This window comes from Variovorax ginsengisoli, from assembly GCF_030811835.1.
Taxonomy (GTDB): domain Bacteria; phylum Pseudomonadota; class Gammaproteobacteria; order Burkholderiales; family Burkholderiaceae_C; genus Variovorax; species Variovorax ginsengisoli_C.
In genome coordinates this window covers 37106-55925 of record NZ_JAUSRO010000014.1, presented here as the reverse complement: position 1 = coordinate 55925, position 18820 = coordinate 37106, and the positions used below count along the sequence as shown (strand labels likewise).

The 18820-nt window shown below is 64.4% G+C and carries 18 protein-coding genes; 16 read left to right on the top strand and 2 right to left on the bottom strand.

Features of this window, described 5'->3' with window-relative positions; translation table 11 throughout:
• The 11 genes from J2W36_RS20160 (at position 1) to J2W36_RS20110 (ending at position 14496) form a co-directional block, all read left to right on the top strand.
• Complete coding sequence (locus J2W36_RS20160; RefSeq protein ID WP_307691557.1) at positions 1-1041, top strand: microcin C ABC transporter permease YejB; 1041 nt, start codon at positions 1-3, stop codon at positions 1039-1041.
• The gene (locus J2W36_RS20155; protein ID WP_307691556.1) at positions 1025-2134 is read left to right on the top strand and encodes an ABC transporter permease; all 1110 of its coding nucleotides are present in this window, start codon (positions 1025-1027) and stop codon (positions 2132-2134) included. Before J2W36_RS20160 ends, J2W36_RS20155 begins: the two co-directional genes overlap by 17 nt.
• Positions 2131-3741: an ABC transporter ATP-binding protein gene (locus tag J2W36_RS20150; RefSeq protein WP_307691555.1), complete on the top strand. Its 1611-nt coding sequence runs from the start codon at positions 2131-2133 to the stop codon at positions 3739-3741. Before J2W36_RS20155 ends, J2W36_RS20150 begins: the two co-directional genes overlap by 4 nt.
• A 24-nt stretch (positions 3742-3765) precedes the next feature.
• Positions 3766-4971, top strand: a complete 1206-nt coding sequence (locus J2W36_RS20145) for a YbfB/YjiJ family MFS transporter (protein WP_307691554.1) — start codon at positions 3766-3768, stop codon at positions 4969-4971.
• A gap of 174 nt (positions 4972-5145) precedes the next feature.
• On the top strand, positions 5146-5781 hold the full coding sequence (gene rimP / locus J2W36_RS20140; protein ID WP_307691667.1) for a ribosome maturation factor RimP: 636 nt from the start codon (positions 5146-5148) through the stop codon (positions 5779-5781).
• 18 nt (positions 5782-5799) lie between these two features.
• Positions 5800-7284, top strand: coding sequence for a transcription termination factor NusA (gene nusA, locus J2W36_RS20135; protein WP_307691553.1), 1485 nt, complete (start codon positions 5800-5802; stop codon positions 7282-7284).
• Positions 7285-7308: 24 nt separating this feature from the next.
• Positions 7309-10248 carry a translation initiation factor IF-2 gene (gene infB, locus J2W36_RS20130; protein WP_307691552.1) on the top strand — a complete coding sequence of 980 codons (2940 nt, stop codon included), beginning with the start codon at positions 7309-7311 and terminating at the stop codon, positions 10246-10248.
• Between the two features lie 150 nt (positions 10249-10398).
• A complete protein-coding gene (rbfA, locus tag J2W36_RS20125) occupies positions 10399-10770 on the top strand; it encodes a 30S ribosome-binding factor RbfA (protein ID WP_140838664.1) in 372 nt (123 codons plus the stop codon).
• A 2-nt stretch (positions 10771-10772) separates the two neighbouring features.
• Entirely contained in the window at positions 10773-11741 is a 969-nt protein-coding gene (truB, locus tag J2W36_RS20120) for a tRNA pseudouridine(55) synthase TruB (RefSeq protein ID WP_307691551.1), read from the top strand.
• Positions 11738-13561, top strand: a complete 1824-nt coding sequence (gene typA / locus J2W36_RS20115) for a translational GTPase TypA (RefSeq protein WP_307691550.1) — start codon at positions 11738-11740, stop codon at positions 13559-13561. Before truB ends, typA begins: the two co-directional genes overlap by 4 nt.
• Before the next feature lie 38 nt (positions 13562-13599).
• Positions 13600-14496, top strand: coding sequence for a DMT family transporter (locus J2W36_RS20110; RefSeq protein WP_307691549.1), 897 nt, complete (start codon positions 13600-13602; stop codon positions 14494-14496).
• A 108-nt stretch (positions 14497-14604) separates the two neighbouring features.
• Here the strand turns inward: J2W36_RS20110 and J2W36_RS20105 are convergent, their stop codons facing one another.
• Both J2W36_RS20105 and smpB read right to left on the bottom strand, forming a co-directional pair.
• Entirely contained in the window at positions 14605-14994 is a 390-nt protein-coding gene (locus J2W36_RS20105; protein ID WP_307691548.1) for a COG4315 family predicted lipoprotein, read from the bottom strand.
• A 155-nt stretch (positions 14995-15149) separates the two neighbouring features.
• A complete protein-coding gene (smpB, locus tag J2W36_RS20100) occupies positions 15150-15635 on the bottom strand; it encodes an SsrA-binding protein SmpB (protein ID WP_307691547.1) in 486 nt (161 codons plus the stop codon).
• A gap of 59 nt (positions 15636-15694) precedes the next feature.
• Between smpB and J2W36_RS20095 the strand changes: the two genes are divergently transcribed.
• From J2W36_RS20095 to J2W36_RS20075, 5 genes are all read left to right on the top strand, one after another.
• Positions 15695-16141 carry a type II toxin-antitoxin system RatA family toxin gene (locus J2W36_RS20095; RefSeq protein WP_307691546.1) on the top strand — a complete coding sequence of 149 codons (447 nt, stop codon included), beginning with the start codon at positions 15695-15697 and terminating at the stop codon, positions 16139-16141.
• Positions 16141-16473 carry an RnfH family protein gene (locus J2W36_RS20090; RefSeq protein ID WP_307691545.1) on the top strand — a complete coding sequence of 111 codons (333 nt, stop codon included), beginning with the start codon at positions 16141-16143 and terminating at the stop codon, positions 16471-16473. The genes J2W36_RS20095 and J2W36_RS20090 overlap by 1 nt, the downstream gene beginning before the upstream one ends.
• 118 nt (positions 16474-16591) lie before the next feature.
• Positions 16592-18061 carry an IMP dehydrogenase gene (gene guaB, locus J2W36_RS20085; RefSeq protein ID WP_307691544.1) on the top strand — a complete coding sequence of 490 codons (1470 nt, stop codon included), beginning with the start codon at positions 16592-16594 and terminating at the stop codon, positions 18059-18061.
• Between the two features lie 76 nt (positions 18062-18137).
• Entirely contained in the window at positions 18138-18386 is a 249-nt protein-coding gene (locus J2W36_RS20080; protein WP_307691543.1) for a type II toxin-antitoxin system Phd/YefM family antitoxin, read from the top strand.
• A complete protein-coding gene (locus J2W36_RS20075) occupies positions 18383-18817 on the top strand; it encodes a type II toxin-antitoxin system VapC family toxin (protein WP_307691542.1) in 435 nt (144 codons plus the stop codon). The genes J2W36_RS20080 and J2W36_RS20075 overlap by 4 nt, the downstream gene beginning before the upstream one ends.
• Positions 18818-18820: the final 3 nt, after the last annotated feature.

The window sequence follows — 18820 nt, the reverse complement described above, 5'->3', positions numbered from 1 at the left end:
GTGCTTGCCTATATCGTCAAACGACTGCTGCTGTTCATTCCGACCTTGTTCGGTGTGCTGCTGCTGACCTTCGTCGTGGTCCAGTTCGTGCCCGGGGGGCCGGTCGAGCAATACCTCGCAGAGGCCAAGGCGGCTGCGGGGCGTGGTGGCTCTGGCGGCTTCGAGTCGGGTGGCGGCAGCTATCGTGGTAATCAGGGCGTCGATCCGAAGAAGCTCGAGCAGATCAAAGCGCTCTATGGCTTCGACAAACCCGCACATGAGCGCTTCTTCAGCATGCTGGGCCAGTTTGCGCGCTTCGACCTCGGCCGCAGCTTCTTTCAAAACAAGGATGTGTGGACGCTGATCCGCGAGAAGCTGCCTGTCTCGATCAGCCTCGGGCTGTGGACTTTCTTCATCAGCTACGGCGTGGCCATTCCGTTGGGGATTGCGAAGGCGGTGCGCGCGGGCTCGCGCTTCGATCTCATCAGTACGCTGTTCGTGCTGGTGGGCTACGCCATACCGGGCTTCGTTCTGGGCGTGGCATTGCTCGTGGTCTTCGGCGGGCAACTGCAGTGGTTCCCGTTACGTGGCATCACGTCGTCGAATTGGGACGATCTGAGCTGGGGGGCGCGCATCGTCGACTACCTTTGGCACATCACACTGCCCGTTACGGCCATGGTGCTGGGCAGCTTCGCGGTGACGGCCATGTTGACCAAGAACGCTTTCCTCGAGGAGATTCGCAAGCAGTACGTGCTGACCGCGCGTGCCAAGGGTCTCGGTGAGCGGCAGGTGTTGTGGAAGCACGTGTTCCGCAATGCCCTGATTCCGATCATCACGGGCTTGCCCTCGGCCTTCATCGGCGCGTTCTTCGCGGGCTCGCTACTGATCGAGACGCTGTTCTCGCTCGACGGGCTGGGCTTGTTGGGATACGAGAGCGTGATCCGGCGCGACTACCCGGTCGTCTTGGGTACGCTCTATTTCTTCACGCTGATCGGTCTGTTTACCAAGCTGATTTCCGATCTTTGTTATGTCTGGGTGGACCCGCGTGTCAAATTCGACTGAGACCACCGTGCTCGTCGCGGCACTCGCCGATGCCGAGGTGCGCCCCGCATCGCCCGTATCCACCACAGCGCATGTGTCGCCGGGGCGTCGCGCCTGGCTGCGCTTCAAGCACAACCGGCTGGGCTTCTGGAGCCTCGTGATCTTCACGGTGCTGGTCGTCATGAGCCTGCTCGCCGAGGTGTTGTCTACCGACAAACCGCTCGTCGTGCGCTACGAGGGAACGACCTACTTCCCGGTGCTGCGTGATTATTCCGAGAAAACCTTCGGCGGCGACTTCGAGACCCCCGCCGACTACCTCGACCCGTTCATCCGCGACCGCATCACGAAGGGTGGCAACTGGGCCGTCTATGCGCCCAACCCCTACGGCCCCAAGACGCTCAACTACTTCGCCAAGGCGCCAAGCCCGGCCGCGCCGACGCGCGACAACTGGCTGGGCACCGACGACCGGGGGCGTGATCTGCTGGCCCAGCTCATTTATGGCTTCCGCGTCAGCGTGCTCTTCGGCCTCGCACTGACCGCCATCGGCACGGTGCTCGGCATTGCAGCGGGGGCCGTTCAAGGCTATTTCGCGGGCAAGACCGACCTGGCCTTCCAGCGCTTCATCGAGATCTGGGGCTCCATGCCGGAGCTGTATCTGCTGATCATTTTCAGTGCCATTTTCGCGCCCAGCGTGTCGCTGCTGCTCATCCTGCTGTCGCTGTTCGGCTGGATGGGGCTTTCGGACTATGTGCGCGCTGAGTTCCTGCGCAACCGGCAGATGGACTACGTGCGGGCTGCGCGCGCGCTGGGCGTGGGCAACCTGCAGATCATGTGGCGCCACATCCTGCCCAACAGCATGACGCCGGTCGTTACCTTCCTGCCGTTTCGCATGAGTGCAGCCATCCTGGCGTTGACCTCCCTGGATTTCCTTGGCCTGGGCGTGCCGCCCGGCACACCCTCGTTGGGTGAACTGCTGAGTCAGGGCAAGGCGAACATCGACGCCTGGTGGATTTCGCTGTCGACCTTCGGCGTGCTGGTGGTCACGCTGATGCTTCTCACCTTCATGGGCGACGCGTTGCGCGATGCGCTCGATCCGCGAAAGGCCGACCGATGAAGGCGCTGCTCGACGTCAAGGGCCTGCGCATCGGCTTCGCAGGCAAGGAGGTGGTGCATGGCATCGACTTCCAGATCGGTGTGGGCGAAAAGCTGGCGCTGGTCGGCGAGTCCGGCTCCGGCAAGACGGTGACTGCGCTGAGCCTCTTGCGTCTGGTGCAGAACGCCGAGGTCGCTGGTGCCGCGCAGTTCGCGGGCGCGGATGGCGGCGCGCGCGACCTGCTCGCGATGCCTGAGCGTGCGTTGCGCGGCATCCGCGGCAAGGAGATCGCCATGATCTTCCAGGAGCCCATGACCGCGCTCAATGCGCTCTACAGCGTGGGTGACCAGATTGCTGAAGTGCTGGAACTCCATAAAGGCCTCAGCCAGCGCGATGCGCAGGCGGTGGCGGTGCAGTTGCTGGCGGACACCGGCATTCCGGAGCCGGCGCGACGGGCGCGGGCGCTGCCGCACCAGCTCTCCGGCGGCCAGCGCCAGCGCGCGATGATCGCCATGGCGCTGGCTTGCAAGCCACGCCTGCTGCTGGCCGACGAGCCGACCACCGCGCTCGACGTCACGGTGCGCGCCCAGATTCTCGATCTGCTGGCCGACCTGCAGCGCAAGCACGGCATGGCCGTGCTGCTGATCACGCACGACCTCAACCTGGTGCGGCGTTTTGCCGACCGGGTGGCAGTGATGGAAAGCGGTCACATCGTCGAGCATGGCGCCGTGGCCACCGTGTTCGACGCACCTCGGCATCCGTACACCCGCAAGTTGATCGACAGCCGGCCCACGCGTGACGTGGCGGCCGTGCCGGCGCGCGCCGATGCCGCGCCGGTGCTCAAGGCAACGGCGTTGCGCGTGAGCTATCCGGTGCCGATTGCCGGCGTGGCGGGCTGGTTTCGCAAAGGCGCCTTCGTTGCAGTGCAGGGTGCCGATTTCCGTATAGCGCCCGGCGAGACGCTGGGCGTGGTGGGGGAGTCGGGCTCCGGCAAGTCGACGCTGGCGCTGGCGGCGCTGGGGCTGTTGCGCCACGAGGGCCAGCTGGACGTGGCGGGCCAGCGCTGGGCCGCCAGCCGCCAGAGCGACCGCGCGCTGCGCCGGGTCATGCAGGTGGTGTTCCAGGACCCGTTTTCCTCGCTGTCGCCGCGCATGACGGTCGAGCAGATCGTGGGGGAAGGGTTGACCGTGCATGCGCCGGAGCTGGACACGGCCGCCCGTCGCGCGCGTGCGCTCACCGCGCTGGCCGACGTTGGCCTGACGCAGGCGCAGTTCCCTGCGCTGCTCGATCGTTATCCGCACGAATTCTCCGGCGGCCAGCGTCAACGCCTGGCGATCGCGCGCGCGCTCATCGTCGATCCGCAACTGCTGGTGCTCGATGAGCCGACCAGCGCGCTCGACGTCACGATCCAGAAGCAGGTGCTTGGCCTGCTGCAACGCCTGCAGCGCGAGCGCGGCCTGAGCTTCCTGCTGATCACGCACGATGTGGAGGTGATCCGCGCGATGGCGCACCAGGTCATCGTCATGAAGGACGGTGCCATCCTGGAGTCGGGGCCGGTCGACCAGGTGCTCGATGCGCCCAGCCATCCCTATACACGCAAGCTGGTCGCCGCGGCGCTGGCAGACTGACTGACTAACAAGGCATCACCCGGAATGCAGACTCTCGGATACGACCGCCGCGGCGCCTGGCGCGCCGCGCTGGCTTGCATGGTCACGCTGGCGGTGGCCATGGGGCTGGGGCGCTTCGCCTTCACGCCCATGCTGCCGATCATGCTGCACGAGGGCAAGCTCGACCTGCAAGGGGGTGGTTTGCTGGCGTCGCTCAACTACCTGGGCTATTTCGTGGGCGCCGTGTCGTGCGCGTCGATCCGGTTTCGCGCCGCCTTCATGGTGCGCGCGGGCCTGGTCGCCACTGCGGCGCTGTTGCTCGGCATGGGGCTGCTGCACGGCTTCACTGCTTGGGGCGTCCTGCGCACCCTGGCGGGCGTCGTGAGTGCCTGGACATTCGTATTCGCTTCCGGCTGGGGCCTCCGGCGCCTGGCGGAAACCGGTTCGCCGGCCTTGGGCGGTGTGATCTACACGGGCCCGGGCATCGGCATTGCCGCCACGGGCCTGCTGGGCGGGGCGGTCGGCCGATGGGGCTCGCAGGTTGGCTGGATCGGGCTGGGTCTTCTCGCCGTGGTGCTGATCGCCATCATCTGGCGGGTGTTCAATGATGCAGCCCCCGCCACGACGCCAGGCAACGCGCCCATGGCGGCAGCGCCGACGCGCACCAATCCGGCGGCGGACCACCGCGATGCGCGCTGGCTGGTCGGTCTGTACGGGCTGGCGGGGTTCGGCTACATCATCACGGCGACCTTTTTGCCCGTCATCGCGCGGCACGCACTGCCCGGCTCGACCTGGCCTGACTTCTTCTGGCCGCTGTTCGGTCTTGCCATCGTTCCGGGCGCGTTGATCGGTGCGCGGGCGCCTGCGCATTGGGACAACCGGCTGCTGCTGGCGATCGCCTACGCGTTGCAGTCTGCCGGCGTCTTGCTGACAGTCGCCTGGCCGACCATCACCGGGTTTGCGCTTGGAAGCCTCCTTCTGGGCATGCCATTTACGGCAATCACCCTGTTCGCAGTAAGGGAAGCACGCCGGCTGCGCGGTGACGCGGCAGCGGGGCTGATCGGCTACGCGACCGCCTCCTACGGCGTCGGCCAGATTCTGGGACCGCTTTTTGCGGCGCCGCTGGCCCAGCGGACGGGCTCCTTCGGCGTTCCGCTGGTCGCCGCCGCGGCGGTGCTGGCGCTCGGCGCGGGGCTATTTGTCTTCGTCTGGCGTCGCGCTTTAGCCGCTCCCCAGAGCGCCGCCTATTGAATGCCCCTGTTTTTAAACACAATTGGCATATAATTCGAGGCTCACGACCAAACGGGCGGGTACCAACCGCCCGTTTTTTATTTGGTCGAAGCATTCTCGAAGTGGCTGGTCCGGCGTAGCGGCAAAGCGGCGCAGGGATGGCATCGGGCAACACCAGAAGGCGAATACAGACACGTGGCATTGCAGCAGACAGTGGAACAGACCGTGGCCGGGCTCGGCTATGACTTGGTCGAGATCGAGCGCTCGGCCGGAGGGTTGCTGCGTGTCACGATCGATTTGCCCTGGCAGGGCGCTGCGGCAGAAGGTGCTGCAGTAGGCGCACCTGAGCCGTTCGTGACGGTGGAAGACTGCGAAAAAGTCACGCGTCAGTTGCAGTTCGCCCTCGAGGTGGATGGTGCGGAATACAAGCGGCTCGAGGTGTCCTCGCCCGGTATCGACCGCCCGTTGCGCCATGAGCAGGATTTCGAGCGTTTCGTCGGCGAGGTGATCGACGTCACGCTCAAGGCCCCCATGGGAGCGGCCGCTGGCGGCCTCGTGTCGGCCTCGCGCAAGAAGTTTCGCGGCACGCTCGAGCGTGCCGATGGCGGTGGCTGGCAGATCGTCTGGAGCCAGGAGCCCGAAGGCAAGTCGGCACCGAAGCCGGGACAAAGAGTCAGCAAGAAGCGCCCGCCCGCACCGTTGCAGGCGCTGGGCTTCGTATTGGCCGAACTGCGCGAAGCGCGGCTCGCGCCGATCGTGGATTTCAAGGGTCGCAAGGCCAGGACCTCCGAGGGTTCATCGGATATTGGCGGCACGGAAGTGTCGGACTGACAAGAGGAGCGTAGTGGCATGAATCGCGAAATGTTGATGTTGGTGGATGCGATCTCGCGCGAGAAGAACGTCGAGCGCGACGTGGTCTTTGGCGCGGTCGAATCGGCGCTGGCGCAAGCGACCAAGAAGCTCTATCCGGGCGATGTGGACATCCGCGTCGCGGTCGATCGCGACAGCGGCGACTACGAAACCTTCCGTCGTTGGCACGTCGTTCCCGATGAGGCTGGCCTGCAGCTGCCCGAGCAGGAAATCCTCCTGTTCGAAGCCAAGGAAGAAATGCCCGACATCGAAGTCGACGAGTACATCGAGGAATCGGTGGACTCGGTGCCGATCGGTCGCATTGGTGCCATGGCCGCCAAGCAGGTCATCCTGCAGAAGATTCGCGACGCCGAGCGCGAAATGCTGCTCAACGACTTCATGTCCCGTGGCGACAAGATCTTCGTGGGCACGGTCAAGCGCCTGGACAAGGGCGACATCATCGTGGAAGCCGGGCGCGTCGAAGGCCGCCTGCGTCGCAGCGAGATGATCGCCAAGGAAAACCTGCGCAACGGCGACCGCGTGCGGGCCATGATCATGGAGGTCGACCTGACGCTGCGCGGCGCGCCGATCATCCTGTCGCGCTCGGCGCCTGCGTTCATGATCGAGCTGTTCCGCCAGGAAGTGCCCGAGATCGAACAGGGTTTGCTGGAAATCAAGAGCTGTGCCCGCGACCCTGGTTCGCGTGCCAAGATCGCCGTGCTGTCGCACGACAAGCGTGTCGATCCGATCGGCACCTGTGTCGGCGTGCGCGGCACCCGCGTGAACGCGGTGACCAATGAACTCGCCGGCGAGCGCGTCGACATCGTGCTGTGGTCGGAAGACCCCGCACAGTTCGTGATCGGCGCCCTGGCCCCGGCTAACGTGTCGTCGATCGTGGTCGATGAGGAAAAGCACGCCATGGACGTGGTGGTCGACGAGGAAAACCTCGCCATCGCCATCGGCCGTGGTGGACAGAACGTGCGCCTGGCTTCCGACCTGACAGGGTGGAAGATCAACATCATGGATGCGAACGAGTCGGCCCAGAAGCTGGCACTCGAAACCGACTCCAGCCGCAAGCTGTTCATGGAAAAGCTCGATGTGGACGAGGAAATCGCCGACATCCTGATCAACGAAGGTTTCACCAGCCTCGAGGAAGTGGCCTACGTGCCGATCTCCGAGCTGCTCGAAATCGAGAGTTTCGACGAGGACACCATCAACGAGCTGCGTTCGCGTGCCAAGGATGCGCTGCTCACGATGGAGATCGCCAAGGAAGAGAGTGCGGAGGGCGTTTCGCAGAATCTGCGCGACCTCGAAGGTCTCGACGCCGAACTCATTCCGAAATTGGCCGAGGCGGGTGTTCACACCCGTGACGACCTGGCCGACCTCGCGGTCGACGAACTCACCGAGATCACCGGCCATTCCGCCGATGACGCCAAAGCCCTCATCTTGAAAGCCCGTGAACATTGGTTCGCGGGCCAAGAGTGACGGTCATGGAGGCACGAACCACATATGTCCAGCACCACTGTCGCCGAGTTCGCTAACGAGCTCAAGAAGACCCCCGAAATCCTGCTTGACCAGCTCAAGAGTGCAGGCGTGCCCAAAGCGGCACCCACCGACGCGCTCACCGAGTCTGACAAGCAGCGCCTGCTCGGCTTTCTCAAAGCCAGCCACGGCACGGCCGAGCCCGAGCGCAAGAAGATTACGCTCGTCAAGAAGTCGACCAGCGAAATCAAGCAGGCCGACGCCACCGGCCGTGCCCGCACAATCCAGGTGGAAGTGCGCAAGAAGCGCACTTTCATCCAGCGCGACGAGGGCCCGGCGGCGGTCGAACAGGTGGAAGTCGAGGCTGCGCCGGTCGTGATCGAACCCGAAGCACCCAAGGTCGACGAGGCAGAACTGGCACGCCGCGAGGAAGAAGCCCGCCGCCAGGCCGAAGCATTGCGACGCCAGGAGGAAGAATTGGCCGAGAAACGACGTGTACGCGAGGCTGAAGAAGCCCGTGAGCGTGAGATTTCAGAACGCGCAGAGCGTGCCGAGCGCGCCGAACGCGAAGCTCAGTTGTTTGCGGACCACCGCGCTGCCCAGGCTGCGGCCAAGTCGGCGCCGGCCCGCAATGCTGCGCCGGCGGTGCCTAACGCGGCCGCCGTGGCTGCCGAAGACGCCAAGGCTGCGGCGGCGGCTGCAGCAGCACAGGCCAAGGAAGATGCGAAGGCAAAGGCTGCCGCCGACTCCAAGGCACGTGCCGACGAGGAAGCCGCGCGCGCCAAGGATCTGGACGAACGCCGCCGCAAGGCGCTGGCCGAAGCCGAAGCCATCCGCGCCATGATGAATGCGCCGGCACGCGTGCTGGTGCCGCACAAGGCGCCCGAGAAGCCTGCACCCGTCCCCGCTGCCAAGACCGTGGGAGGCGTCAAGGGCACGCTGCACAAGCCGGTCGCCCCTGCGGCACGCCCCGGTGCGGCCGCACCGGCTGTGCCGGGCAGCACCGCGCCTGGCGCCAGCAAGGATGTCAAGTCCGCCAAGCTGTCGTCGAGCTGGGCCGGCGATCCTGCGAAGAAGAAGGAAATCAAGACCCGCGGTGACGCCAGCGGTGGCGTGGGTCGTGGCAATTGGCGTGGCGGACCGCGTGGTCGCCGTGGCAACGACCGCGGTGGTCACGAAGAACATGTGCAGGCCGCACCGGTGGAGGCGCGCGTGCTCGAAGTGCACGTACCTGAAACCATCACGGTGGCCGAACTCGCGCACAAGATGGCCGTCAAGGCACAGGAAGTCATCAAGCAGCTGATGAAGCTCGGCATGATGGCGACCATCAACCAGTCGCTCGACCAGGACACCGCGATGATCATCGTGGAAGACATGGGCCATACGGCCGTGGTCGCTGCGCTGGACGATCCGGAAGCCTTCACTGACGAGGACGTCGGCGCCCACGTGGGCGAGCCTTTGCCGCGCGCACCGGTCGTGACCGTCATGGGTCACGTCGACCACGGCAAGACCTCGCTGCTGGACTACATCCGCCGTGCCAAGGTCGCCTCGGGCGAAGCCGGCGGTATCACGCAGCACATCGGCGCTTATCATGTCGAAACCGCTCGCGGCATGGTGTCCTTCCTCGACACCCCGGGTCACGAGGCGTTCACCGCCATGCGTGCCCGTGGTGCCCAGGCCACCGATATCGTCATCCTCGTGGTGGCGGCCGACGACGGCGTCATGCCGCAGACCAAGGAAGCCATCAAGCACGCGAAAGCTGCGGGTGTGCCGATCGTGGTTGCCATCAACAAGGTGGACAAGTCCGACGCCAACCTGGACCGCGTCAAGCAGGAACTGGTGGCCGAAGAGGTCGTGCCTGAAGAGTACGGCGGCGACGTGCCGTTCGTGCCGGTGTCGGCCAAGACCGGCCAGGGCATCGACGACCTGCTCGAGCAGGTGCTGCTGCAGGCCGAAGTGCTGGAACTCAAGGCACCGGTGGATGCCGCCGCCAAGGGTCTGGTCATCGAAGCACAGCTCGACAAGGGCCGCGGTCCGGTTGCCACCGTGCTGGTTCAGTCCGGTACGCTCAAGACCGGTGACGTGGTGCTGGCAGGTTCGACCTACGGCCGCGTGCGTGCAATGCTCGACGAAGATGGCAAGACCATCAAGTCGGCAGGTCCGTCGATTCCGGTGGAAATCCAGGGCTTGACCGAAGTGCCGCAGGCAGGCGACGAGTTCATGGTCATGGCCGACGAGCGCCGTGCCCGCGAAATCGCGACCTACCGTGCAGGCAAGTTCCGCAACACGAAGCTGGCCAAGCAACAGGCAGCCAATCTGCAGAACATGTTCACCGACCTGTCGGCGGGCGAAGTGCAGACGCTGCGCATCATCATCAAGGCCGATGTGCAGGGTTCGCAGGAGGCGCTGGCCCAGTCGCTGCTCAAGCTGGCGACCGACGAGGTCAAGGTGCAGATCGTCTACGCGGCCGTCGGCGGCATCAGCGAAAGCGACATCAACCTCGCGATCGCTTCCAAGGCGGTGGTCATCGGCTTCAACGTGCGCGCCGACGCTGGTGCGCGCAAGCTGGCCGAAGGCAATGGCATCCAGCTGAACTACTACAGCATCATCTACGACGCCGTCGATGAAGTGAAGGTGGCGATGTCCGGCATGCTGGCGCCCGAGCGTCGTGAAGAAATCATCGGTACGGCCGAGATTCGCACGGTGTTCGTCGCCTCCAAGATCGGTACCGTTGCAGGTTCGTACGTCACGTCGGGTTCGGTCAACCGCAGCGCGCATTTCCGCCTGCTGCGCGACAACGTCGTGGTCTACACGGGCGAAGTCGACTCGATCAAGCGCATGAAGGACGATGTCCGCGAAGTGCGCGAAGGCTTCGAGTGCGGTATCAAGCTCAAGAACTACAACGACATCAAAGAAGGCGATCAGCTCGAATTCTTCGAGATCAAGGAAATCGCCCGGACACTTTGATCACCCCCAGTCTTCGCGCACTTCGTGTCGCAACGCCCACCCCCTTGCAGGGGCAACACCTGCGGCCCGGCAAACCCGGTTCCGCGGTGTTTCGCGAAGGGTTCACGAACGCGATGAAGTCTGAGACGATGACGAGTCCTCGCTCCTCACATGCCTAAAAGAAAAGCTGCCGCCCCTAACCGCGCGTTCAAGGTTGCCGATCAGATCCAGCGCGATCTGACGGAGTTGATCGCGCGCGAGTTGAAGGATCCGCGCGTGGGCATGGTCACGATCCAGGCGGTCGAGGTCACGCCCGACTACGCGCACGCGAAGATCTACTTCAGCCTGCTCGTGGGCGATCCGGTCGTCACCACCGAGGCGCTGAACCAGGCCGCAGGCTTCCTGCGCAACGGCCTGTTCAAGCGCCTGCAGATCCACACCGTACCGACGCTGCACTTCCTGTTCGATCGCACCACCGAGCGTGCGGCCGACATGAATGCGCTGATTGCCCAGGCCGTCGCCTCCCGTTCGAAAGACGAATGACGGTGAACGCGCCACGCACACGGGTGCAGCGGCGCCCCGTGCATGGGGTGTTGTTGCTCGACAAACCACTCGGCCTTTCCAGCAACCAGGCGTTGCAGAAAGCCAAGTGGTTGCTGCGCGCTGAAAAAGCGGGTCACACCGGGACGCTCGATCCGCTGGCGACCGGCGTGTTGCCGTTGTGCTTCGGTGCAGCCACCAAGTTCAGCCAACTGCACCTCGATGCGGACAAAACCTATGAAGCGACGGCGCGTCTGGGCGTGAAGACGTCCACCGGGGATGCCGAAGGCGATGTGATCGCCGAGCGCCCGGTGCAGGTCTCGGTCGATGATCTGGCACGCGTTCAGGCGCAGTTCACGGGCCCGTTGCGTCAGGTGCCTCCCATGCACAGCGCCCTCAAGAAAGACGGCAAGGCGCTCTACGAATATGCCCGTGAAGGCATCGAGATCGAGCGCGCGCCGCGCGATGTCGTGATCCATGAATTGTCGGTGACGGCGATCGAGCCCGAACTGATCCGCATCGTCGCTCGCGTGAGCAAGGGCACCTACATCCGAACGCTCGGCGAAGACATCGGCGAAGCGCTCGGTTGTGGCGCCCATCTGCGCTCGCTGCGGCGCATTGCAACCGGCGATTTCGGCCAAGCGCAGTGCGTGACGCTGGCTGCGCTGGAGGCGATGGGCGAGGACGTGCGCCTGGCCCAACTGCTGCCGCCCGAAGCCCTGGTGGCCGGCCACGGTCGCGTCATGCTGGGCACGGAAGATGCGGCACGTTTTCTCTCCGGCCTGCGCCGGCGCGGCGACTGGGCCGATGCCGACGAAGTGGCCGTGTTCGGCAGCGCGCCGGTCGCCTTCCTGGGCACCGCGCACGTGACGGCCAACGAATTGATCCCGGGGCGCTTGCTGAACCCCATCGAAATCCAGCAAATCCTTTTGAACGCACCTCAGAACGCACCTACCTGCGAAACGACACCATGAGTACCAAGCAAATCCGCAATATCGCCATCATTGCCCACGTGGACCATGGCAAGACCACGATGGTTGACCAGCTTCTGCGCCAGTCCGGCACGTTCGCCGACCATGAAAAGGTCGTCGACACGGTGATGGACAACAACGCGATCGAAAAGGAACGCGGCATCACCATCCTGGCCAAGAACTGCGCCGTGACCTGGGAAGGCACGCACATCAACATCGTCGACACCCCCGGCCACGCGGACTTCGGCGGCGAAGTGGAACGCGCACTGTCGATGGTCGACGGCGTGGTGCTGCTGATCGACGCGCAAGAAGGCCCGATGCCCCAGACGCGTTTCGTGACCAAGAAGGCACTGGCGCTGGGCCTCAAGCCGATTCTGGTCGTGAACAAGGTCGACAAACCGGGTGCGCGCCCGGACTTCGTGGTCAATGCCGCCTTTGACCTGTTCGACAAGCTTGGCGCTTCCGATGAGCAGCTCGATTTCCCTGTCGTCTATGCATCGGGTATCAACGGCTGGTCGTCGCTGGAAGAAGGCGCACCGGGCGAGCAGTGGGGCCCCGACATGTCGGCCCTGTTCAACACCGTGCTCAAGCACGTGCCGCCCCAGAAGGGTGACCCGGCTGCGCCGCTGCAACTGCAAATCTCCGCGCTCGACTTTTCGACTTTCGTGGGTCGCATCGGCGTGGGCCGCATCAGCCAGGGCACGATCAAGCCGATGATGGACGTCGTGGTCATGGAAGGTCCGGACGGCAAGGCCATCAAGGGCCGTGTCAACCAGGTGCTGACCTTCCAGGGTCTGGACCGTGTCCAGACCCCGGAAGCCGGTCCGGGCGAGATCGTACTGATCAACGGCATCGCCGACCTGAACATCGGCGTCACCGTGACCGATCCGTCCAGCCCTGCGCCGCTGCCGATGCTCAAGGTCGACGAACCGACGCTGACCATGAACTTCTGCGTGAATACCAGCCCGCTGGCAGGCCGCGAAGGCAAGTTCGTCACCAGCCGCCAGATCTGGGACCGCCTGCAGAAGGAACTGCAGCACAACGTGGCACTCCGCGTGAAGGAAACCGACGAAGAAGGCATCTTCGAGGTCATGGGCCGTGGTGAACTGCACCTGACCATCCTGCTGGAGAACATGCGTCGCGAAGGCTTCGAGATGGCCGTGAGCAAGCCGCGTGTGGTGATGAAGGACGTGGACGGCGAGAAGTACGAACCCATCGAACTGGTGACTGCCGACATCGAAGAACAGCACCAGGGCGGCGTGATGCAGGCGCTGGGCGAACGCAAGGGCGATCTGGTCAACATGGAGCCGGACGGCCGTGGCCGTGTGCGCCTGGAATACCGCATTCCAGCGCGCGGCTTGATCGGCTTCACGAACGAATTCCTGAACCTGACGCGCGGTTCGGGCCTGATCTCGAACATCTTCGACAGCTACGAGCCACACAAGGGCGACATCGGTGGCCGCAAGCAAGGCGTGCTGATCTCGATGGACGACGGTGAAATCTTCACCTACGCCCTGGGCAAGCTCGACGACCGCGGCCGCATGTTCGTGCGCGCCAACGACCCGGTGTACGAAGGCATGATCGTCGGCATCCACAGCCGCGACAACGACCTGGTGGTGAACGCCACGCGCACCAAGCAGCTGACCAACTTCCGCGTGTCCGGCAAGGAAGATGCGATCAAGATCACGCCGCCGATCGATCTCACGCTGGAATACGGTGTGGAATTCATCGAGGACGACGAACTGGTCGAAATCACGCCCAAGAGCGTGCGCCTGCGCAAGCGCCACTTGAAGGAAAGCGACCGCAAGCGCGCCAGCCGCTGAGCTGACGCCACACCCGCCCGCAGCGCATACGTCGTGTCATGAAACATGGTCGCGCTGTGGCGCTCATGGTCCTCGTCACCCTGATGTGGGCGACAGCGGGCGTGGTCACACGCCAGCTCGAGGCCGCGCGCAGCTTCGAGGTGACGTTCTGGCGCAGCCTGTTCACCGTGGGGGCCCTGTTGGTCATCCTGCCGGCATGGCAGGGCCGGGGGGTGTTCCTCCGGATGCGCCAGGGCGGCGCTGCCTTGTGGATTTCCGGCCTTTGCTGGAGCGTGATGTTCACCGCCTTCATGGTGGCGCTCACCATGACGTCCACGGCCAACGTGCTGGTGACGATGGCGGTCGGCCCGCTGTTCACCGCACTGGTGGCGCGCGTCGTCATCGGGCATCGTCTGCCCGCTCGCACATGGGGCGCCATCGCGGTGGCCGGTGCCGGCATTGCCTGGATGTACGGACGGCAGTTTGGACAGGGGTCGATGGCCGGCACGTGGGTCGCCCTGTGCGTGCCCGTGGCCGTCGCTTTCAACTGGACGGTCACACAGCAGGCCCAGGCCCGCGGTCATGAAGTCGACCTGATTCCTGCCGTGCTGATGGGTGCCGTGCTCTCCACGCTGTACACGCTCCCGCTGGCCTGGCCTTTTCAGGCGAATGCGCACGATCTGTCCTTGCTGGCCGGCCTGGGTATCTTCCAGTTGGCGATTCCCTGCATCCTGGCGGTGATGTGCGCGCGCGTGCTGAAGGCCCCCGAGGTTGCGTTGCTCGCCCTGCTGGAGGTGATTTTCGGCATTGCACTCGCCTGGCTGGGCGCAGACGAGGTGCCTGCGCCCTCTGTGCTCGCAGGCGGGGCGCTGGTGATTGGTGCCTTGCTGGTCAACGAAGCGCTGGGGTTGCGCGAGCGGCGTCGACTGCCGGCGATGACGCCTCCTGTGGCCTGAAGGCCCGTCTCAGATGCCCATGAAAAAAACCGGCGTAATAGCCGGTTTTTTTCATGGGGCGACGTGGTCTGGGGCGTGCGCGTCAGACCACGGCTTGGCTCCGTTGGCTCAGGGCCGTGCGAGCTTCCAGGCGCCGTTGGCAAAGCCGTCACCGGTCTTGTCACCGGGCTTCGTGTCCTTGGCCCAGTAGTAGAGCGGCCAGCCGTTGTAGGCCCATTGCTTCTTGCCATCGTCACGCACGACGACGGTGTAGCCGCCCATCGGCTTGGCAGCCTCGGGTGCCAGCAGCGCAGGCCAGTTGGTGGCGCACTGTGCGTTGCACACCGACTTGCCGGCATTGGGGGTGTCGCGTGCAAACGTATAGAGCGTCATGCCGTTCGGGCCGATCAGCACGCCGTCGACCGTGCGGGTCGGCGTGTCGGGCGCGGCTGCGGTTTGCATGCCGCCGCAACCGGCGAGCAGGGCGGCTGCGAGGATCGATGCGCTGAGCAGTTTCATGAAGTTTTCTCCTTCGGTTAAAAATCGGTGCGAGTGAGTGCGCACGACAGTTTAGGCGTCGCCTGGCATTCTGGTGGTAGGCCAGCGTCGCGACATGGTGCCAATTGCTTCGAAGCGCATGTCTGATTCGGCAGTGCCAAGGGCATGCAGCAGCCTCAGCGCGTGCGGCTCTTCATGGCGCGCTCGACTTCGCGCTTGCCCTCGCGGTCCTTGATCACGTCGCGCTTGTCGTGCTCGGCCTTGCCCTTGGCCAACGCCACCTCGCACTTGACCTTGCCGGCCTTCCAGTGCAGGTTGATGGGCACCAGGGTGTAGCCCTTCTGCTCGATCTTGCCGGTGAGGCGGCGGATTTGCTCCTTGTGCAGCAACAGCTTCTTGGTGCGGATCGAATCGGGCGTGGTGTGGGTCGAGGCACTGCGCAACGGGTTGATCTGAAGGCCGACGATGAACATTTCGCCATCGCGGATCACCACGTAGCCGTCGGTCAGCTGGACCTTGCCTTCGCGCAGCGACTTGACTTCCCAGCCTTCGAGCACGAGGCCGGCTTCGAAGCGTTCTTCGAAGAAATAGTTGTAGGCCGCCTTCTTGTTGTCGGCGATCCGGGTATTGGAGGAGGAAGTGTCTTGTTTTTTGGTGGCCATGGAATCAGGTGGTGCTGCATGGCTTCAATACAATCGTTCGCGCACGCTGTGCCGATTCTATGAAAACTGTTCACAAGTCCGTCCTCATCTGGTACAGCGCCGAAGAAATGTACGCGCTGGTCACCGACGTCGCCCGTTACCCGGAGTTTTTGCCGTGGTGCGACAAATCGCGTGTCATCGAAGCGAACGATGCGGGCATGACGGCCGAAATCGGGCTGTCGTTCGGTGGCATCCGCCAGAGTTTCACCACCCGGAACACCCACGTGCAGGGGCGCTCGGTCCAGCTCAAGCTGGTGAACGGACCCTTCTCCAATCTCGATGGCACCTGGAAGTTCAACCCGGTCGGCGAAGAGGGCGAGCGCGCCTGCCGCGTCGAGCTTGACCTGAGTTACGGCTTCAGCAACTTCGCCTTGCAGGCGCTGATTGGCCCGGTGTTCGACAAGATCGCTTCCAGCCTGGTAGAGGCTTTCGTCAAGCGCGCCGAGCAGGTCTACGGCAAGGCGTGATGATCGAGGTCACGCTGGCTTACGCGCCTGCGCCGCGCCAAGTCTTTGAGCAAACGGTGCTGCTGCCCAAGGGTGCCACGGTCGGCGATGCCGTTCGTGCAAGCACGCTTACGCGGCAGTTCCCGTTGCTGGACTGGCGTGCGATGACGCCGGGCGTGTGGGGCAAGGCGGCAGCCTGGGACGGCCCGCTCGCGCACCTCGACCGCGTCGAACTGTGCCGTGCGCTCACGGTCGACCCGAAGGTCGCGCGGCGCGAGCGCTTCCAGCGCCAGGGTGCGGGAGCCACCGGGCTGTTCAAGCATCGGCGCGAAGGTGGCAAGGCGGGGTACTGATCCTTGCTGCCTGTGGCAGAAGGCCACGATGCCGGAGGGGGAGGACAAGGACGATTTTGCATGGGGCTGCGGGTAAGTACCGTGCCCTCGTTACAATCCTTCTTTTGGAGCTTTCCCCATGCGCCTTCTCGGCAAAGCGCTCACCTTCGACGATGTGTTGCTGGTGCCAGCGTTCTCCCAGGTCCTGCCCAAGGACACCTCCCTCTCCACCAAGCTTTCCCGCAACATCACGCTGAACCTGCCTCTGGTTTCGGCGGCGATGGACACGGTGACCGAAGCCCGACTCGCCATCGCCATAGCCCAGGAGGGTGGCATGGGCATCGTCCACAAGAACCTCACTGCGCAGCAGCAGGCGGCCGAAGTCGCCCGCGTCAAGCGTTATGAGTCGGGCGTGCTGCGCGATCCGGTGGTGATCACGCCATCGCACTCGGTGCGTCAGGTCATGGCGCTGTCCGATCAATTGGGCATCTCTGGTTTCCCTGTCATCGACGCGGGCAAGGTCGTGGGCATCGTCACGGGACGCGACCTGCGTTTCGAGACCCGCTACGACGTGCCGGTCAGCGAGATCATGACGGGCCGCGACAAGCTCATCACCGTGCCCGACGGCACCACGCTGGCCGAGGCCAAGGCGCTGCTCAACAAGTACAAGCTCGAACGCCTGCTCGTCATCAACAGCGACTGGGAACTCAAGGGTCTGATTACCGTCAAGGACATCACCAAGCAGACCAGCTTCCCGAACGCAGCGCGCGACCCGAGCGGTCGGCTGCGCGTGGGCGCGGCGGTCGGTGTGGGTGACGGCACCGAGGAGCGCGTCGAGGCGCTCGTGAAGGCCGGCGTCGACGCCATCGTGGTCGACACGGCGCACGGGCACAGCGCCGGCGTGATCGAGCGCGTGCGCTGGGTCAAGCGCAACTATCCGCAGATCGACGTGATCGGCGGCAACATTGCCACTGGCGACGCGGCGCGCGCGCTGGCCGACGTGGGAGCGGATGCGGTCAAGGTCGGCATCGGTCCGGGCTCGATCTGCACCACCCGCATCGTGGCTGGCGTGGGCGTTCCGCAGATCATGGCGGTCGACAGCGTGGCGACGGCACTGCAGGGCACCGGCGTGCCGCTGATCTCCGATGGCGGCGTGCGCTACTCGGGCGACATCGCCAAGGCGATCGCTGCAGGCGCCAGCACCGTGATGATGGGCAGCATGTTCGCTGGCACCGAAGAGGCGCCGGGCGAAATCGTGCTGTACCAGGGTCGCAGCTACAAGAGCTACCGCGGCATGGGCTCGATCGGTGCGATGCAGCAAGGCAGCGCGGACCGCTATTTCCAGGAATCGAGCACCGGCAACCCGAACACCGACAAGTTGGTGCCCGAGGGCATCGAAGGTCGCGTGCCCTACAAGGGATCGATCGTCTCGATCGTCTACCAGATGGCTGGTGGTGTTCGTGCCAGCATGGGCTACTGCGGTTGCGCGACCATCGCCGACATGCAGAACAAGGCCGAGTTTGTGGAAATCACCACCGCAGGTATTCGTGAAAGCCACGTGCATGACGTGCAGATCACGAAGGAAGCGCCAAACTACCGCGCTGAGTGAGTGAAATCTGGCCCGATCTTGAAAGTCGGGCCAGATTATTATAAGATTGTGGCCAGATTCAATTTTTCTGGCCCCAATGCAATCCATCGGTATCGCTGAAGCCAAGAACAACTTCTCGGCATTGATCGACTTGGTCGAAAAAGGCGAGGAAGTGCGCATCACGCGCCACGGCAAAGAGGTGGTGCGCATGTTGCCGGTTCGGCGCAAACCGGTGATCACCGACGAGCAGATCGCCCGCGAACTCGCGCAGATTGCGGCGCTGCACGCCACCATCGGGCCCGGACCCACGGCGCAGTCCCTGCGCGACGAAGGGCGCCAGGCATGAGCGCTTTCGTCATCGATGCTTCTGTGGTCGCCGCCTGGCTGTTGCCCGATCGGGCCAGCGACGCGACCCGCAGGCTGTACGCCGCCATACGGCGCGACGAGGTCGAGCCGCAGGCGCCCAACGCCTGGCAATGGGAATGCGGCAACATCCTGGCCAACGGCGTACGCCACGGCAGAATTCCCAACGATGCCGTCGAAGGATTGTGGAGCGTGCTCGATGCCGTGCGGCATCGCGTGGAACTGCATGAGCTCGCGCCGGCGCAACACAAAGCGGTGCTCGCCGTGGCCATCGATGCCGGTGTCTCGCTCTACGATGCGGGCTACCTGTGGCTCGCGCGCTCTCTCCATCTTCCGCTCGCGACCTTCGACGAGCAACTCATCCTGGCTGCGCCCGCCTGCGGCGTGAAGCTGTTCGACATCACAACGCTCTGAGTC

What these genes read in the sequence shown, in the direction of transcription:
- J2W36_RS20150 (WP_307691555.1), top strand. Translation starts at nt 2,131, where the DNA reads ATGAAGGCGCTGCTCGACGTCAAGGGCCTGCGCATCGGCTTCGCAGGC.
- J2W36_RS20145 (WP_307691554.1), top strand. Translation starts at nt 3,766, where the DNA reads ATGCAGACTCTCGGATACGACCGCCGCGGCGCCTGGCGCGCCGCGCTG.
- nusA (WP_307691553.1), top strand. Translation starts at nt 5,800, where the DNA reads ATGAATCGCGAAATGTTGATGTTGGTGGATGCGATCTCGCGCGAGAAG.
- infB (WP_307691552.1), top strand. Translation starts at nt 7,309, where the DNA reads ATGTCCAGCACCACTGTCGCCGAGTTCGCTAACGAGCTCAAGAAGACC.
- rbfA (WP_140838664.1), top strand. Translation starts at nt 10,399, where the DNA reads ATGCCTAAAAGAAAAGCTGCCGCCCCTAACCGCGCGTTCAAGGTTGCC.
- typA (WP_307691550.1), top strand. Translation starts at nt 11,738, where the DNA reads ATGAGTACCAAGCAAATCCGCAATATCGCCATCATTGCCCACGTGGAC.
- J2W36_RS20110 (WP_307691549.1), top strand. Translation starts at nt 13,600, where the DNA reads ATGAAACATGGTCGCGCTGTGGCGCTCATGGTCCTCGTCACCCTGATG.
- J2W36_RS20105 (WP_307691548.1), bottom strand. Translation starts at nt 14,994, where the DNA reads ATGAAACTGCTCAGCGCATCGATCCTCGCAGCCGCCCTGCTCGCCGGT.
- smpB (WP_307691547.1), bottom strand. Translation starts at nt 15,635, where the DNA reads ATGGCCACCAAAAAACAAGACACTTCCTCCTCCAATACCCGGATCGCC.
- J2W36_RS20095 (WP_307691546.1), top strand. Translation starts at nt 15,695, where the DNA reads ATGAAAACTGTTCACAAGTCCGTCCTCATCTGGTACAGCGCCGAAGAA.
- J2W36_RS20090 (WP_307691545.1), top strand. Translation starts at nt 16,141, where the DNA reads ATGATCGAGGTCACGCTGGCTTACGCGCCTGCGCCGCGCCAAGTCTTT.
- guaB (WP_307691544.1), top strand. Translation starts at nt 16,592, where the DNA reads ATGCGCCTTCTCGGCAAAGCGCTCACCTTCGACGATGTGTTGCTGGTG.
- J2W36_RS20080 (WP_307691543.1), top strand. Translation starts at nt 18,138, where the DNA reads ATGCAATCCATCGGTATCGCTGAAGCCAAGAACAACTTCTCGGCATTG.
- J2W36_RS20075 (WP_307691542.1), top strand. Translation starts at nt 18,383, where the DNA reads ATGAGCGCTTTCGTCATCGATGCTTCTGTGGTCGCCGCCTGGCTGTTG.